Origin of the sequence: Amycolatopsis sp. FU40 (assembly GCF_021903635.1) — a bacterium.
In the GTDB taxonomy this organism is placed as follows: domain Bacteria; phylum Actinomycetota; class Actinomycetes; order Mycobacteriales; family Pseudonocardiaceae; genus Amycolatopsis; species Amycolatopsis dendrobii.
On sequence record NZ_CP091381.1, the window covers coordinates 3,031,685 to 3,045,312 of the forward strand.

General features: G+C 70.3%; 16 protein-coding genes. 6 read left to right on the forward strand and 10 right to left on the reverse strand.

The genetic code is table 11. The features are described from left to right. Positions 1-36: 36 nt before the first annotated feature. From rpsR to rpmB, 4 genes are read right to left on the reverse strand one after another with little or no spacing between them, the layout of a single operon-like run. Positions 37-282: a 30S ribosomal protein S18 gene (gene rpsR / locus L3Q65_RS14980; protein WP_182889057.1), complete on the reverse strand. Its 246-nt coding sequence runs from the start codon at positions 280-282 to the stop codon at positions 37-39. Further along, the gene (rpsN, locus tag L3Q65_RS14985; protein WP_237600015.1) at positions 279-584 is read right to left on the reverse strand and encodes a 30S ribosomal protein S14; all 306 of its coding nucleotides are present in this window, start codon (positions 582-584) and stop codon (positions 279-281) included. Before rpsN ends, rpsR begins: the two co-directional genes overlap by 4 nt. Further along, positions 584-751 (reverse strand): 50S ribosomal protein L33, encoded by a 168-nt coding sequence (gene rpmG / locus L3Q65_RS14990; protein WP_182889055.1) that lies wholly within the window; start codon positions 749-751, stop codon positions 584-586. Before rpmG ends, rpsN begins: the two co-directional genes overlap by 1 nt. Continuing rightward, on the reverse strand, positions 752-988 hold the full coding sequence (gene rpmB, locus L3Q65_RS14995; protein ID WP_182889054.1) for a 50S ribosomal protein L28: 237 nt from the start codon (positions 986-988) through the stop codon (positions 752-754). A 78-nt stretch (positions 989-1,066) separates the two neighbouring features. On the opposite strand from rpmB, the gene mrf reads away from it, so the two are divergent. The 4 genes from mrf to L3Q65_RS15015 are packed head-to-tail and all read left to right on the forward strand — an operon-like array spanning position 1,067 to position 3,817. Continuing rightward, a complete protein-coding gene (gene mrf / locus L3Q65_RS15000; RefSeq protein ID WP_182889053.1) occupies positions 1,067-2,308 on the forward strand; it encodes a ribosome hibernation factor-recruiting GTPase MRF in 1,242 nt (413 codons plus the stop codon). Beyond that, the gene (locus L3Q65_RS15005) at positions 2,305-2,568 is read left to right on the forward strand and encodes a type B 50S ribosomal protein L31 (RefSeq protein ID WP_237600016.1); all 264 of its coding nucleotides are present in this window, start codon (positions 2,305-2,307) and stop codon (positions 2,566-2,568) included. Before mrf ends, L3Q65_RS15005 begins: the two co-directional genes overlap by 4 nt. After that, positions 2,568-2,726, forward strand: a complete 159-nt coding sequence (gene rpmF / locus L3Q65_RS15010) for a 50S ribosomal protein L32 (RefSeq protein ID WP_237600017.1) — start codon at positions 2,568-2,570, stop codon at positions 2,724-2,726. The genes L3Q65_RS15005 and rpmF overlap by 1 nt, the downstream gene beginning before the upstream one ends. Then, positions 2,723-3,817, forward strand: a complete 1,095-nt coding sequence (locus L3Q65_RS15015; protein WP_237600018.1) for a GTP-binding protein — start codon at positions 2,723-2,725, stop codon at positions 3,815-3,817. Before rpmF ends, L3Q65_RS15015 begins: the two co-directional genes overlap by 4 nt. A gap of 13 nt (positions 3,818-3,830) precedes the next feature. On the opposite strand, the gene L3Q65_RS15020 is transcribed toward L3Q65_RS15015, so the two are convergent. After that, the gene (locus L3Q65_RS15020) at positions 3,831-4,895 is read right to left on the reverse strand and encodes a medium chain dehydrogenase/reductase family protein (protein ID WP_237600019.1); all 1,065 of its coding nucleotides are present in this window, start codon (positions 4,893-4,895) and stop codon (positions 3,831-3,833) included. A 132-nt stretch (positions 4,896-5,027) separates the two neighbouring features. Between L3Q65_RS15020 and L3Q65_RS15025 the strand changes: the two genes are divergently transcribed. Beyond that, on the forward strand, positions 5,028-6,731 hold the full coding sequence (locus tag L3Q65_RS15025) for an MFS transporter (protein ID WP_255751354.1): 1,704 nt from the start codon (positions 5,028-5,030) through the stop codon (positions 6,729-6,731). On the opposite strand, the gene L3Q65_RS15030 is transcribed toward L3Q65_RS15025, so the two are convergent. After that, entirely contained in the window at positions 6,718-7,620 is a 903-nt protein-coding gene (locus tag L3Q65_RS15030; RefSeq protein WP_182889047.1) for an NADP-dependent oxidoreductase, read from the reverse strand. The genes L3Q65_RS15025 and L3Q65_RS15030 overlap by 14 nt on opposite strands. A 232-nt stretch (positions 7,621-7,852) precedes the next feature. Here L3Q65_RS15030 and L3Q65_RS15035 point away from each other — a divergent pair, with 232 nt between their 5' ends. Beyond that, positions 7,853-8,578 (forward strand): dienelactone hydrolase family protein, encoded by a 726-nt coding sequence (locus tag L3Q65_RS15035; RefSeq protein WP_237600020.1) that lies wholly within the window; start codon positions 7,853-7,855, stop codon positions 8,576-8,578. A gap of 78 nt (positions 8,579-8,656) precedes the next feature. Here the strand turns inward: L3Q65_RS15035 and L3Q65_RS15040 are convergent, their stop codons facing one another. From L3Q65_RS15040 to L3Q65_RS15055, 4 genes are all read right to left on the reverse strand, one after another. After that, positions 8,657-10,072 (reverse strand): aminotransferase class V-fold PLP-dependent enzyme, encoded by a 1,416-nt coding sequence (locus L3Q65_RS15040; protein WP_237600021.1) that lies wholly within the window; start codon positions 10,070-10,072, stop codon positions 8,657-8,659. After that, the gene (locus L3Q65_RS15045; protein ID WP_182889044.1) at positions 10,069-11,376 is read right to left on the reverse strand and encodes an MFS transporter; all 1,308 of its coding nucleotides are present in this window, start codon (positions 11,374-11,376) and stop codon (positions 10,069-10,071) included. Before L3Q65_RS15045 ends, L3Q65_RS15040 begins: the two co-directional genes overlap by 4 nt. A 185-nt stretch (positions 11,377-11,561) precedes the next feature. Beyond that, positions 11,562-12,590 carry an LLM class F420-dependent oxidoreductase gene (locus tag L3Q65_RS15050; protein ID WP_237600022.1) on the reverse strand — a complete coding sequence of 343 codons (1,029 nt, stop codon included), beginning with the start codon at positions 12,588-12,590 and terminating at the stop codon, positions 11,562-11,564. Positions 12,591-12,647: 57 nt separating this feature from the next. After that, positions 12,648-13,574: an oxygenase MpaB family protein gene (locus L3Q65_RS15055; RefSeq protein WP_182889042.1), complete on the reverse strand. Its 927-nt coding sequence runs from the start codon at positions 13,572-13,574 to the stop codon at positions 12,648-12,650. Between the last annotated feature and the right edge of the window lie 54 nt (positions 13,575-13,628).

Below are 13,628 nucleotides of genomic sequence, written 5' to 3' on the forward strand. Positions count from 1 at the left end.
GGTCCCGCGCCCGGCCCGCTGCCCGCATCCGGTTTTTCAGCTCCGCGCCGCCGTCGGGTACGGCAGCAGCGCCATCTCCCGCGCGTTCTTGATCGCGGTCGCCACCTGTTTCTGCTGCTGCGGCGTCAATCCGGTGACCCGGCGGGCCCGGATCTTGCCGCGGTCGGAGATGAATTTCCGCAGCAGGTCGACGTCTTTCCAGTCCACCCGGGTGATTCCGGCGGCGTGGAAGGGGTTCGGGCGGCGGCGCGGCGTCCGGTCCGGTTTCGGCATGGCGCTCACCAGCTCGACTTCGAGACGCCGGGCAGTTCCCCGTTGTGCGCCATCTGCCGCGTGCGCACCCGGGACAGCCCGAATTTCCGCAGGTATCCGCGCGGACGCCCGTCGGCGGCGTCGCGGTTGCGGATGCGCGTGCGGCTGGCGTCACGCGGCATGCGTTGCAGCGCAACGGCTGCGTCGGCCTTATCCTGCGGTGAAGCGGACGGCGACGCGATCACCGCCTTGAGCGCGCGCCGCCGTTCGACATACCGCGCGGCTATCACCTTCCGCTGTTCGTTCTTCGCGATTTTCGACTTCTTCGCCATCAGCGCTCTTCCTTGAATTCGACGTGCTTGCGCGCAACCGGGTCGTATTTGCGCAGCACCATCCGGTCCGGATTGTTGCGGCGGTTCTTCTTCGTCACGTACGTGTAGCCGGTTCCCGCGGTCGACCGCAGCTTGATGATCGGCCGGATGTCGGTGCTTCTCGCCATCTAGAGCTTCACTCCCTTCGCCACGAGATCGGCGACGACGGCGTCGATGCCGCGTTTGTCGATCGTCTTCATGCCCTTCGCCGACACCCTGAGCCGCACGGTGCGGCCGAGGCTCGGCACGTAGTAGCGGCGCGTCTGCAGGTTCGGCTCCCAGCGTCGCGACGTGCGGCGATGCGAATGCGAGACCTGCTTGCCGTAGCCCGGCTTGCGGCCGGTGACCTGGCACACGGCTGACACGGACCCTCCCAAGTTGATAGTGACATTCATGTTCAACTACGCTCGGCACCGTACCCCGCCCCGTCGTCTGGAGATCCAGTGCCCCCACGTCCGCGTGTCCCGCTCGTGCTCTGCAGCGGGATCGCCCGCACCGAGGCTCTTGCCGCGCTCCTGCTCCGCGCGAGCCCCGGCACCGCCGTCGTCCACCACGACCTCCGCGACATCGGCTCCGGCGTCGTCCGCCGCCGGATCCTGCTGCGCGGCCGCGACGAGCTGACGCCGCTCGAACTGGCGCACGGCTGCGTCAACTGCACGCTGCGCGAGGACCTGCTGCCGCTGCTGCGCCGGCTGGCCCGGATGCCGCAGGTCGACCGCATCGTCGTGCGGCTGGACGAGGCGATGGAGCCGGAACCGGTGAGCTGGGCGATCCGCAACGTCCTGGTCGGCGACCGCCCGGTGAGCGACGACGTCGAGCTCGAAGCGGTGTTCACCGTGCTGGACTGCGCGACCTGGCTCGCCGACGTCACCGGAGACGACCTGCTCGCCGAGCGCGGTCTCCACGGCAGCCCGGAGGACGAGCGGACGGTCGCCCAGGTCGCACTGTCCCAAGTGGAATCGGCGGACGTGCTCGTGCTCGCCGGAGCCGCGCCGGACGCCTGGTGCGCCGCGAAGTCCTCCGCGGTGCTGGACCGGGTCGCGCCGTCCGTCCCGCGAGTCGAGCTGGCGCGCACCGACGCCGCCGGGCTGTTCGCCGCGATCCCCGCCGACGCCCGCCGCGGCGAGGTCACCGACCTGCACGGCGCGTTGCTGCGCGGCGCGCCGCCGCTGCATCCGGACTGCGGCATCGAACTGCTGCGGTTCACCGCACAGCGCCCGTTCCATCCGGAGCGCCTGCACGAGGCGATCGACCTGCTGCTCGACGGCGTGGTCCGCACCCGCGGCCGCGCCTGGGTCGCGAGCCAGCCGGACGTCGCGTTCTGGATCGAATCGGCGGGCGGCGGACTCGGCATCGGGCACGCCGGGCCGTGGCTCGCCTCGCCGGACGGACCGGACTGGGCCGACGTCTCCCCCGAACGCCGCACGCTCGCCTCGCTGCGCTGGGACCCAGTGCACGGCGACCGCGCGCAGGAACTGGTGATTGTCACCGATCAGGCCGCCCCGGCGGAAATCGAGAGCGCGTTGCGGGCAGCTCTGCTCACCGACGCCGAATTGGCCGAGGGCGAAGCGGCCTGGCGCGGGTACCCCGACCCGTTCGGGGACTGGCACGAAGACCCCTGCGAAGAAACCGAAGAACCCGACCGGCACGCCAACGCCGCCAACCAGAAGGACGAAACCCTGTGAAACCCGGCATCCACCCCGACTACCACCCGGTGGTCTTCAAGGACTCGTCGACCGGCGACGCGTTCCTGACCCGCTCCACCGCCACCTCCGACCGCACCATCGAATGGTCCGACGGCAACACCTACCCGCTCGTGGCGGTGGACATCAGCGCGTGGTCGCATCCGTTCTGGACCGGCACCCAGCGGATCCTCGATTCGGCGGGCCAGGTCGAGAAGTTCCACCGCCGCTACGGGCAGCGCCGGAGCGGGGGCGCGCGCTGATGGCCGTCCCGAAGCGGAAAATGTCCCGCAGCAACACCCGGTCCCGGCGCTCGCAGTGGAAGGCGGCGGTTCCGGACCTGGTGCCGATCGTCGTGGACGGCGAGCGGAAACTGGTGCCGCGCAAGATGATCAAGCACTTCCAGCGGTTCGAGCGGTGAGCGTCCCGGTCACTGTCCTTTCCGGATTCCTCGGTGCGGGGAAGACCACGCTGCTCAACCGGATCCTGGCCAACCGCGAGGGCCTGCGCGTAGCGGTGATCGTGAACGACATGAGCGAGGTCAACATCGACGCCGCGCTCGTGCGGGACAGCGTGTCGCGGACCGAGGAGCGGCTGGTCGAGATGACCAACGGGTGCATTTGCTGCACCCTGCGGGAGGATCTGCTCGACGAGGTCGCCCGGCTGTGCGAGGACGGGCGGTTCGACCATCTGCTCATCGAGTCCAGCGGGATCTCCGAGCCGATGCCGGTGGCCGCGGCGTTCTCCTTCCCCGCCGACGACGGCACTCCGGTGCTGTCGTCGGCCCGGCTGGACACGATGGTCACCGTGGTGGACGCCGCGAACTTCGCCAGGGAACTGGCCCGGGGAGACAGCCTGGCCGAGCGTCAGCTGGACCAGTACGACGGCGACGAGCGGACGGTCAGCGACCTGCTGATGGACCAGGTCGAGTTCGCGGATGTGCTGCTGCTGAACAAGGTTGACCTGGTCGCACCGTCCGAACAGGACCGCCTGCTGGCCTCGCTGCGGCGGCTCAACCCGGCCGCCGACGTCGTGTCCGCCGAGTTCGGCCGGGTGCCGTTGGAACGAGTGTTCGGCACCGGCCGGTACGACGCCGAACGCGCGCGGGAAGCGCCGGGCTGGGTGGCGGAACTGAACGGCGACCACGTGCCGGAGACCGAGGAGTACGGCATTTCCAGCGTCGTGTTCCGTTCCCCGCGCGCGTTCGACCCGGTGCGGTTGTGGGAGTTCGTGACCTCGCGGCTGGACTCCGGCGAGTTCGGCACCGTGCTGCGGTCGAAGGGATTCTTCAGTCTCAGCACCCGGCCGGGCACGCTCGGATTGTGGTCGCAGGCGGGCAGCGTGGCGCGGTTCGAACCGCAGGGCGTTGCCGAAGGGCCGCGGCAGGAACTGGTGTTCATCGGTGTCGGGCTCCAGCACGCCGCGCTGCTTGACGCGCTCGAGGGATGCTTGTCCGAAGCCGCCGCCGCCGACGACCCGTTCCCCGGATGGGAACCCGTCCACGTCCATTAAGGACAGTTCCGGCTCACGGCCGCACCACCGTGAGCCGGAACCGGCCACCCGCCTCGGCCGCGTGCTGCACCGCCTCGCCGACCGCGGACAGCGCGAACTCGTCGACTTCGAACTGTGCCAAGTCCAGCAACCCGCACCGCGCCAGCGCGATGAGCTTCGGCACCGCGTCGCGCGGGTACATCCACCGGCCGCGCACCGTCACGCTGTTCAGCATCAGCCACGGGTACGGCAGCGCGATATCCTCTCCGACCCCGCCCATCAGCACCACACGGCCGAACTCCCGGACCGACATCGCGGCCGCGCGCGCCGCTGCGGCCGAGGCGGACGGCGGCAGCAGGTCCAGTACCAGGTCCACCGGGCCCGCGACCGACAGCATGGCCGCACGGTCCTCGTCTTCGCTGCCGCCCGACACGACCGTCCGGACGCGGCGGCCGAAACGCTGCTCCAGATCGGCCAGCGCGGCCCGGTTCCGGCCCGGCGCGATCACCCGGCCCGCACCCATCGCGAGCGCCACGGCCACTGCCGCGCCGCCGTACGTGCCGGTCGCGCCGCTCACCAGCACTGTCTCGCCAGGCTGCAATCCGCCGTCGAGCAGGCCGCCGTACGGCACCAGGCAGATTCCGAGCGCGGCCCACCGGCCCGCGTCGGCCTCGTCGATCTCGCCCGGCGGGGCCGCGTTCTCCGTCGGGACCATGATCCGCTCGGCGAACCCGCCGTTCCGGAAGTGGCGCTGCAACGCCAATCCCCCGTCGCCGCGCGCGGTGAGGCCTTGCAGGACGACGTCCGGCGTCACCGCGTCGTCGCGGGAGCGGACTGCCGGGTCGCAGCGGACCCAATCACCCGGCCGGAGCTTCGTCGCGTCCGGTCCGGCCGAACGCACCCGGCCGACCGCGCCGGCGCCCAGGATCGCGGGCAGGCCGAGCAGATACCGCCGGGCTCCGCTGACCACCTCGGCGGTGTAGTGCAGCACCGGCGCGGCGACGACGTCCACGACCACTTCGCCAGTGCCCGGCATCGGCTCCGCCACCTCCTCGACCGACAACGGACGCCCGAATTCCTTGAGCACAGCAGCCTTCACCGAATCCTCCTTCGTCCCGCTCTCATCGTCGGCAAGAAAGGGAAAGGCAACCAGGAGTCCGTCGCTACCAGGATGGTTCGTCCGTTTCGCACTAGTTGAACAGGCTAGGTTTATCAGTCTAGGCTGTCGATCGTGGCGGACCGGACGATCGACACCCAGGCACGGCACAGCGGGCGCTACAAATGGGTCGCGCTCTCCAACACGACGCTCGGCGTGCTGATGTCGGCGCTGGACGGATCGATCGTGATCATCTCGCTGCCCGCGATCTTCCGCGGCATCGGACTGGACCCGCTGGCCCCGGCCAACATCGGCTATCTGCTGTGGATGATCCTCGGCTACCTGCTGGTTTCCGCGGTCCTGGTGGTGACGCTCGGGCGGCTCGGCGACATGTTCGGCCGCGTCCGGATGTACAATGTCGGGTTCGTGATCTTCAGCGTCGCCTCGGTGGCGTTGTCGTTCGACCCGTTCCGCGCGGGCGGCGGCGCGCTGTGGCTGATCGGCTGGCGCGTGGTGCAGGCCGTCGGCGGCGCGATGCTCACCGCGAATTCCGCGGCGATCCTCACTGACGCCTTCCCGCGCGAGCAACGCGGAACGGCCTTGGGCGTCAACCAGATCACCGCGCTCGCCGGGCAGTTCCTCGGGCTGGTCGCGGGCGGGCTGCTGGCCGAACTCGACTGGCGCGCGGTGTTCTGGGTGAGCGTGCCGTTCGGCATCCTCGGCACGGTCTGGTCGATCCGCAGCCTGCGCGAGGTCAGCAAGCCGCAACGGTCGCGGATCGACTGGGGCGGCAACGTCACCTTCGCGCTCGGCACCGCGGTCATCCTCGCCTCGATCACCTACGGCATCCAGCCCTACGGCGGCGCGGCGACCGGCTGGGGCAACCCGCGGGTGCTCGGCGGGCTCGGCGCCGGGATCGCGCTGCTGGCGGGGTTCTGCGTGATCGAGACCAGGGTGCCGTCGCCGATGTTCCAGCTGTCGCTGTTCCGCATCCGCGCGTTCACCGCGGGGAACCTCGCCGCGCTGCTCACCGCGATCGCGCGCGGCGGGATGCAGTTCATGCTGATCATCTGGCTGCAGGGGATCTGGCTGCCGCTGCACGGCTACGACTACGAGCAGACCCCGCTCTGGGCCGGGATCTACCTGCTGCCGCTCACCGCCGGGTTCCTGATCGCCGGCCCGGTGTCCGGCTTCCTCTCCGACCGGTTCGGCGCGCGGCTGTTCTCCACCGGCGGGCTGCTGCTGGTCGCCGGATCGTTCCTCGGCCTGCTCGCGCTGCCGGTGGATTTCAGCTATCCCGCGTTCGCGCTGCTGCTCGTGCTCAGCGGGATCGGCCAGGGCATGTTCTCCGCGCCGAACACCTCGGCGATCATGAGCAGCGTGCCGGACAACCAGCGCGGCGTCGCGTCCGGCATGCGCGCGACGTTCCAGAATTCCGGGACTTCACTGTCCATCGGCGTGTTCTTCTCCCTCATGATCGCCGGGCTGGCCGGATCGCTGCCCACGACGCTCACCGGCGGGCTGCGGGCGCACGGCGTCCCGGCGGACGTCGCCGCGAACCTCGCCCAGCTGCCGCCGGTGAGCACCCTCTTCGCCGCGTTCCTGGGCAGCAACCCGGTGCAGCATCTGGTCGGACCCGGCGTGCTCGGCCAGCTCGCCCCCGCCGATTCCGCCGCGTTGACCGGCAAGGAGTTCTTCCCCACCCTGATTTCCGGGCCGTTCCACGACGGACTGGTCACCGTGTTCGTCGCGGCCGCGGCGATGGCGCTGGTCGCCGCGCTGGCGTCGGTGTCGCGGGGGAAGCGGTACTTCCACCAGGACCCGGTCAGTCCATCGTGAGCACGATCTTGCCGTGGATGTTCCCTGCCTGATACGTCCGCATCGCTTCGGCAGCCTCGGCGAGCGGGAACGTCGCCATGATGCGGTGCGTCAGCTCGCCTTTCGCGTACCGGCCCGCCAGCCGTGCGAGGCGAGCCGCCGAGCGGTCGTTCACCGTGAGCCGGATGCCCAGCTCGCCGGCGCGGTCGTGCTCGACCAGGGTCAGAATCCGGGACCGGTCCTCGATCAGGTCCACTGTGTACTCCAGCGCGGTCCCGCCGACCCCGTCGATCGCCGCCGTGACGCCGTGGGGCGCGACCCGTTCGACGAAATCCTCGCTGTAGGCAAGGGGAATCGCCCCGAGTGCCCGCACCTGCTCGTGCCACGCCGGACGCGCGACGCCGAGCGCCTTCGCGCCGCGCAGCCGGGACAGCTGCACCGCCATCGCTCCGACGGAGCCGGCCGCGCCGTGCACCAGCACTGTGTCGCCGGGGCCGACGTTGATCCGCTCGATCGCGATCTCCGCGGTCTGCGCCGCCGCGGTGAACGCGCCGGCGACCTCCCACGGCATCTCCGGCGGCTTGGCCACCACCTGGTCCTGTCCGGCGACGACCAGTTCCTGGTACGCGCCCAGCCTGCCGAAGCCGAGCACCTCGTCGCCCGCTTCGAACCCTTCGACGCCCTCCCCGACCTCGTCGACGATTCCCGCGAACTCGTTGCCCGGCACGGTGAACGCGCCCGGTTCCGGCACCGGGACGAGCCCCGCGAGCACCGCGACGTCGAACGCCTGCACCCCCGCGGCCTTCGTCCGGATCCGGACCTCCCCCGGCCCGGGACGGGGCTCCGGCACCTCCTCCAGCCGCAGCACTTCCGGCCCGCCCAGCTCGCGGAACCCCATCGCCTTGCTCATTCCTTGCCTCCAGCGCTCGTGTCGATCACCGCCAGTGTTCGACATCAAGCGGACTTGACGTCAAGGCTCGGGGTCGACCAGTCCCGCGCGATGGGCTAAGTTGACCGTCGATGACTACCGGGACGGCTTCGCGCCACTCACGGATCGGCTGCCCGGTGCTCTTCTGAGCGCCGCACGGGCCCCGCCTCCTTTCGTCGTGAGCACAGGAAACTCAACGACGACAGGAGAATTCATGCCCGGCAAAACTTTGCAGATCCCCGCCGCCGACGGACTTTCCGACGCCTTCGCGGCGTTCCCCGGCGACGGAAGACAGCATCCCGGCGTGCTGATGTACGCCGACGGTTTCGGCATCCGGCCCGTGGTCCGAGACCTCGCCGGCGAACTGGCGCGGCACGGCTATTACGTCCTCGTGCCCAACTATTTCTACCGGCACGGCCCGGCGCCGGTGCTCGACCTTCCGGAGTTCATCGGCGAAGACGAGCGTCCCGCCGTCTTCGCTCAAGTGCTGCCGATGATCGAAGCGCACACCCCTGAACTGGTGCGGCGCGATGCCGCCGCTTATCTCAAGTTCCTCACCGCCCAGCCCGAAGCGAGCACCGGGCCGGTGGGGGTCACCGGCTATTGCATCGGCGGGCTCCACGCGGTCCGCACCGCCGCGGCGCATCCGGATCAGGTGGCGGCGGTCGCCGGATTCCACGCGCCGGTCGGTGCGGCCGGACCCGAGAGTTTCGCTCAGCTCGCCGCTCAGGCGCACTTCGGGCATGCCGCATCCGACCTGACGCCGGAAACGCTCGGCGAGCTCAACCGGGCGCTGGACGCGGCGGGAGTCAGCTACACGTCCGAGATCTATCCCGGTACGGTCCACGGATTCACCATGGCCGACACGGATTCCTTCGACGCCGCAGGCCTGCGGCGGCATTGGGAACAGCTGCTTCCGCTCCTCAGCCGCACCCTCTGATGCCATCAGGCGGGAACAGTGCGGCTTGGCTGGTCGTGAGGGGAACCCTGAGGGAATCTTATTCCGTCAGGATTCCCCTCACGAACCGCTCGGCGTGTACAGCGCCCCGAGAAACTCCACCAGCAGCCGTTCCCGCAACGGTTCCGGCGCGGCGGCCAGCAGCGCGTTGACGGGTGCCATCCGTTCCGGCAGGCCGTCGCCGCCGGTCAGGCCCGCCGCCGCGAGCAAGCCGCCGAACTGTTCGGACGTCAGTGTTTCCGGGTCCAGTGCGGCCACGAACGCGGCGACGTCCGGATCGACCCGCACCGGGCCTTCCGCCCGCGCCGCCTCGACGGAAGCCGCCAGATCGGCGAGGAATTCCGGCTCGCTGCCGTGGTTCGCGGCGGTGACGGTGAGGTGCAGGTTCAGCGGCGAAGTCCCGTGCGCGAACTGCGGCTGGACGTACCAGCCCCGCATCTTCATCTCGTCGGCGACGGTGAACAGGTCGAAGCCGTCGGAGCCGGTGAACGCGACCAGCGTCGACACCGGATCGCCGAGTACGCGCAGACCCGGAAGCGAAGCCACGCCGGCGCGAATCCGGCCCACGGCTTCCCGCGTGCGCGAGGCCAGCTGCAGGTAGCCGTCCTCGCCGAGATGGTGCACGACAGCCCACGCGGCGGCGAGCGGACCGCCGGAGCGGGTGCTCTGCAGCGTCGGGTTGAGCATCGTGTAGCCGGGCCAGGCCGCGCTCGCGAAGAAATGCGTTCGCCGCAGTTCCGCCGAGGCGTGCAGCAGCACCGAGACGCCCTTGGCGCAGTAGGCGTATTTGTGCAGGTCCACCGAAATGCTGGTGACGCCTGGAACGCGGAAGTCGAACGGCGGCAAGTCCGCGCCCAGCTTCGCGAAGTACGGCAGCACCCAGCCGCCGATGCACGCGTCGACGTGCATGCGCACCCCGCGTGCCGAAGCGGCGGCGGCGATCTCCGTGATCGGGTCGACGACGCCGTGCGCGTACGACGGCGCGCTCGCCATGACGAGCACAGTGGACTCGTCGATCGCCGCGGTCATCGCCGCCGGGTCCGCGCGGAAGGTGTCCGGATCGACCGGCACCACGACCTTCCGCACACCGAACAGATGCGCGGCCTTGTGGAACGCGGCGTGCGCGGTTTCCGGGAGCACGATCGACGGCGCGGCGAGGTCCGGCCGCGCGTCACGGGCGGCGAGAACCGCCAGCAGGCACGATTCGGTGCCGCCGGACGTCACCGTGCCGACGGTCTCCGGTGTCCCGCCGAGCAGTCCGGCCGCGCGGGCGACCAGGTCGTTCTCCATCCGCAGCAGGCTGGGGAACGCGGTGGGGTCGAGTCCGTTGGCGGAGCTGGCCAGCGCGTGCGCGGCGGCGGCGATCTCGTCCACTTCGGACAGTCCGCTGTCGTACACGTAGGCCAGCGTGCGCCCGCCGTGCGTCGGCAGGTCGCCGGAGCGCAGTTCGCGCAGCCGCGCCAGGATGTCGTTCACGCCTGCTTCTCCAGGACCGAACGGCGCAGCAGCGGGATGCCGAGCGCGATCAGCACCGCGGGCAGCACCGACGCCCCGAGCACGATGGCGGTGATCGCCGAGGGCGGCTGCGGGACGGCGGTGGCGCCGGTGCTCGACACGTAGCTCCCGCCCTGCAGCACGAGCCCGAACAGCCCCGGCCCGAGCGCGAGCCCGAGCGTCTCGGACGCGGTCCACACGCCTGCCGTCACGCCCGCCCTGGTCTCGCCGGTCCGTTCCTCCTCGGCGCTGATCAGGTCGGGCAGGATCGCCAGCGGGAACACCGAAATGCCCGCGTAGCCGACGCCGGCGAGCGCGACGAACACCAGGGTCGCGGCGAACGGGAGCCGGTCGGCGAAGTACATCGCCACCAGGCCGAGGAAGAAGGACGCGGTGGCGATCCGGAAGCCGGCGAGCTTGCCCCAGCGCGCGCCCAGCCGCGGCCACAACGGCATGGTGACGAGCGCGGGCCCGACGAAGCCGACGAACAGGTAGGTGCGGTAGCTCGGGTCGCCGAGCACGTGCTGCGCGAAGTACGGGATCGCGGCCAGCACGGTGCCGATGCCGAGCGCCTGGATGAAGTAGACGCCGAGCAGCCACCGGAACGAACGCCACTGCGCGATAGTGCGCGCCAGTTCCTTGAGCCGCACCGTGTTGGGCCGCAGCGAGCCGACCGGCGCGCCCTTCAGGCCGAAGTAGACGCCGAGCGTGGCGGCCAGGATGATCACCGCCATCACCAGGCCCATCACCCGGTAGCCCGCCACTCCGGGCAGCAGGTCGGTGATCGCCGGGGCGCCGCCGCCGGACACCAGCACCGCGACCGCCAGCACGCCGATCCGGACGCTGGTGAGTTTCGTGCGTTCCTCGGCGGAATCGGTCAGCTCGGCGGGAAGCGCGTTGAACGGCACCTGGAAGAACGCGTACGCGGTGGCGCACAGGAAGAACATGACCACGACGTAGGTCGCGTCCCACAGCGGGGTGCCGAAGCCGGGGTGCGCGAACAAGGCGAAGAACAGGATCGCGACGCCGATCCCGCCGCGCAGCAGGAACCGCCGCCTGCTTCCGGTGCGCGCTAGGTCCGCGTCGGACAGCCGCCCGGCGACCGGGTTGAAGACCACGTCCCACGCCTTGGGCACGAACACGATGATCCCGGCCGCCGCGGCCGGCACCGCCATGGTGTCGGTGAGGTACGGGAGCAGGAGCAGCCCCGGCACGGTGCCGAACCCGCCGGTGACGAAGGAGCCGAGCGAGTAGCGGAATCTCGTGCGGCGGGACAGCGACGCCAAAGGTCCTCCTCGAAGGCGGAACGACGAACGCATGCCTAATGGATCTTCGCCGGTTCCGGGTAGTGGTCGGGAGGAATCGTGCCACCGTCGTGATGCACCGGCCGTACCGGGCCGACTACGGCCTCGTGAGCGGCGAAGCCGGTTCTCGCCGGATTCGCCGCTCGCGAGGTGCCCGCGCTTCGCTTTCAGGACAGCGCTTTCGCCGCCTTCGCCAGCGATCCGGCGTCCCCGCGCAGCAGCAGCGTGGTCACCACCGTCTCTTCCCACGCCGCCAGCTCTTCCCGGATCTTCTCCGCGGGCCCGATCAGCGAAGTGTCCTCGACCAGCGATGTCGGGATCGCCTTGACCGCCTCTTCCTTCCGCCCCGCCAGGTACAGCTCCTGGACCTTGTCCGCGACGTCGGCGTAGCCGAGCCGGGCGAACACGTCGTGGTGGAAGTTCACGCTCTTCGCGCCCATCCCGCCGATGTACAGCGCCAGCGCGGGCTTGATGAAGCCGGCGGCCTCCTCGACGTCGTCGTGCACGATCACCGGCACCGACGCGGCGACCTCGAAACCGTCCAGGCCGCTTCGCCGCGCGCCCGGGCGGGCGAACCCCTCCTCCAGCGCGGCCCGGTAGAAGCCGTCGGACTTGGGCGAGAAGAACAACGGCAGCCAGCCGTCGCAGATCTCCGCGGCCAGCGCGACGTTCTTCGGGCCTTCCGCGGCGAGGTAGATCGGCAGGTCGGCGCGCAGCGGATGCACCGTCGGCTTGAGCGGTTTGCCCAGTCCGGTCCCGCCCTTGAGCGGCAACTGGAAGAACTGCCCGTCGATGGTCACCGGCTCCTCGCGGGCCAGCACCTTCCGCACGATCTCGACGTACTCGCGGGTGCGCGCCAGCGGCTTCGGATACGGCTGCCCGTACCAGCCCTCCACCACCTGCGGCCCGGACGCGCCCAGCCCGAGCACGAACCGGCCGCCGGACAGGTGGTCCATGGTCAGCGCGCTCATCGCGGTCGCGGCCGGGGTGCGCGCGGACATCTGCACGATGTTCGTGCCGAGCTTGATCCGGCTGGTCGCCGCGCCGACCCAGGCCAGCGGCGTGAACGCGTCCGACCCGTACGCCTCGGCCGACCACACCGAGTCGAACCCGAGCCGTTCCGCTTCGAGCACGGATTCCTGCGCGCCCGGGATCGGCCCGCTCCCCCAGTACCCGAGGTGAAAGCCCAGCTTCATCAAGCCCTCCTGATCTCGAAGCCCGTGCACGACGCGGGAATCAAGCTCCCGCGGCGGTCACGGCACGTCCGGCGAGTAGTGCTCCGGTTTCCCGCGCTCGGCGAGCGGGGGAAGATTGCGGCGCGGGGTTTCGACCGGCGGCGTCCCCGGGGCCAGTTCGCCGCGGGCGCGCCGCCAGCCCGCCCGTGCCCGCGGATGGTAGCGGCGATCATGCGGAAGCAGCGAAAACCCGGCGTTGATCAGCTTGCCGACGCGCCGGTGCCGGCGGGCGTCGCGCGCGGACCAGCGAAAGCCGAGCAGAGCGCGCACTTCCGGGTCGTACAAGCCGACGGTCAGCCACACGAACTGTTTCGCGATGATCTTCGCGACCGGTTTCCACAACGGATCCGGCAGCCACGGCAGGAACGGCGGTTTCGCGATCCCGCGGAGGTCGAGGACGTCGCGGGCGGCCTTGTTGTCCTCCAGCACCTCAGTGCACATGTGCTTCCAGTACCGCTGGAAGTCCTCCCACGACTGCGGCACCGGCCGCATCGTCATGTCGTACATCCGCCACCAGCGCACGTGCTCGTCGAACAGCGTGCGTTTCTCCTCTTCGCCGATGCCGCCCATGAAATTGTCCGCGATCAGGATGGTGCTGACGAAGAACGTCGAATGCGCCCAGTAATACGTGTCCGGGTCCAGCGCGTGGTAGCGGCGGCCCTTCTTGTCCACGCCCTTGATGCGGTCGTGGTAGCCGCGCACCTCCAGCGCCGTGCGGTGCGCGAGCGGACCGTCGTAGACCACGCCGCCGATCGGGTACAGCGAACGGAACAGCCGCTGCCAGCGTTCCTCGAAGAATTTCGAGTGTTCCTCGACGCCCGCGCCGAGGCCGGGGTGCATGTTCTGCATCGACCCGGCCCACAGCGCGATCAGCAGCCCGCGCCAGTCGCCGAAGTACTTCCAGGTCAGCGAGTCCGGTCCCAGCGGCTCCGGGGTGTCCCTCATCGCGGCTCCTCGGCGGGTCGGCGAAGTGACTACAGCTGTTGTCAGGTTAGGATG

Bases quoted from the DNA above. Each gene is read 5' to 3' on its own strand.
- rpmF (WP_237600017.1), top strand. From the start codon at position 2,568: ATGGCCGTCCCGAAGCGGAAAATGTCCCGCAGCAACACCCGGTCCCGG.
- L3Q65_RS15030 (WP_182889047.1), bottom strand. From the start codon at position 7,620: ATGAGCAAGGCGATGGGGTTCCGCGAGCTGGGCGGGCCGGAAGTGCTG.
- rpmG (WP_182889055.1), bottom strand. From the start codon at position 751: ATGGCGAGAAGCACCGACATCCGGCCGATCATCAAGCTGCGGTCGACC.
- L3Q65_RS15050 (WP_237600022.1), bottom strand. From the start codon at position 12,590: ATGAAGCTGGGCTTTCACCTCGGGTACTGGGGGAGCGGGCCGATCCCG.
- rpsN (WP_237600015.1), bottom strand. From the start codon at position 584: ATGGCGAAGAAGTCGAAAATCGCGAAGAACGAACAGCGGAAGGTGATA.
- L3Q65_RS15035 (WP_237600020.1), top strand. From the start codon at position 7,853: ATGCCCGGCAAAACTTTGCAGATCCCCGCCGCCGACGGACTTTCCGAC.
- L3Q65_RS15055 (WP_182889042.1), bottom strand. From the start codon at position 13,574: ATGAGGGACACCCCGGAGCCGCTGGGACCGGACTCGCTGACCTGGAAG.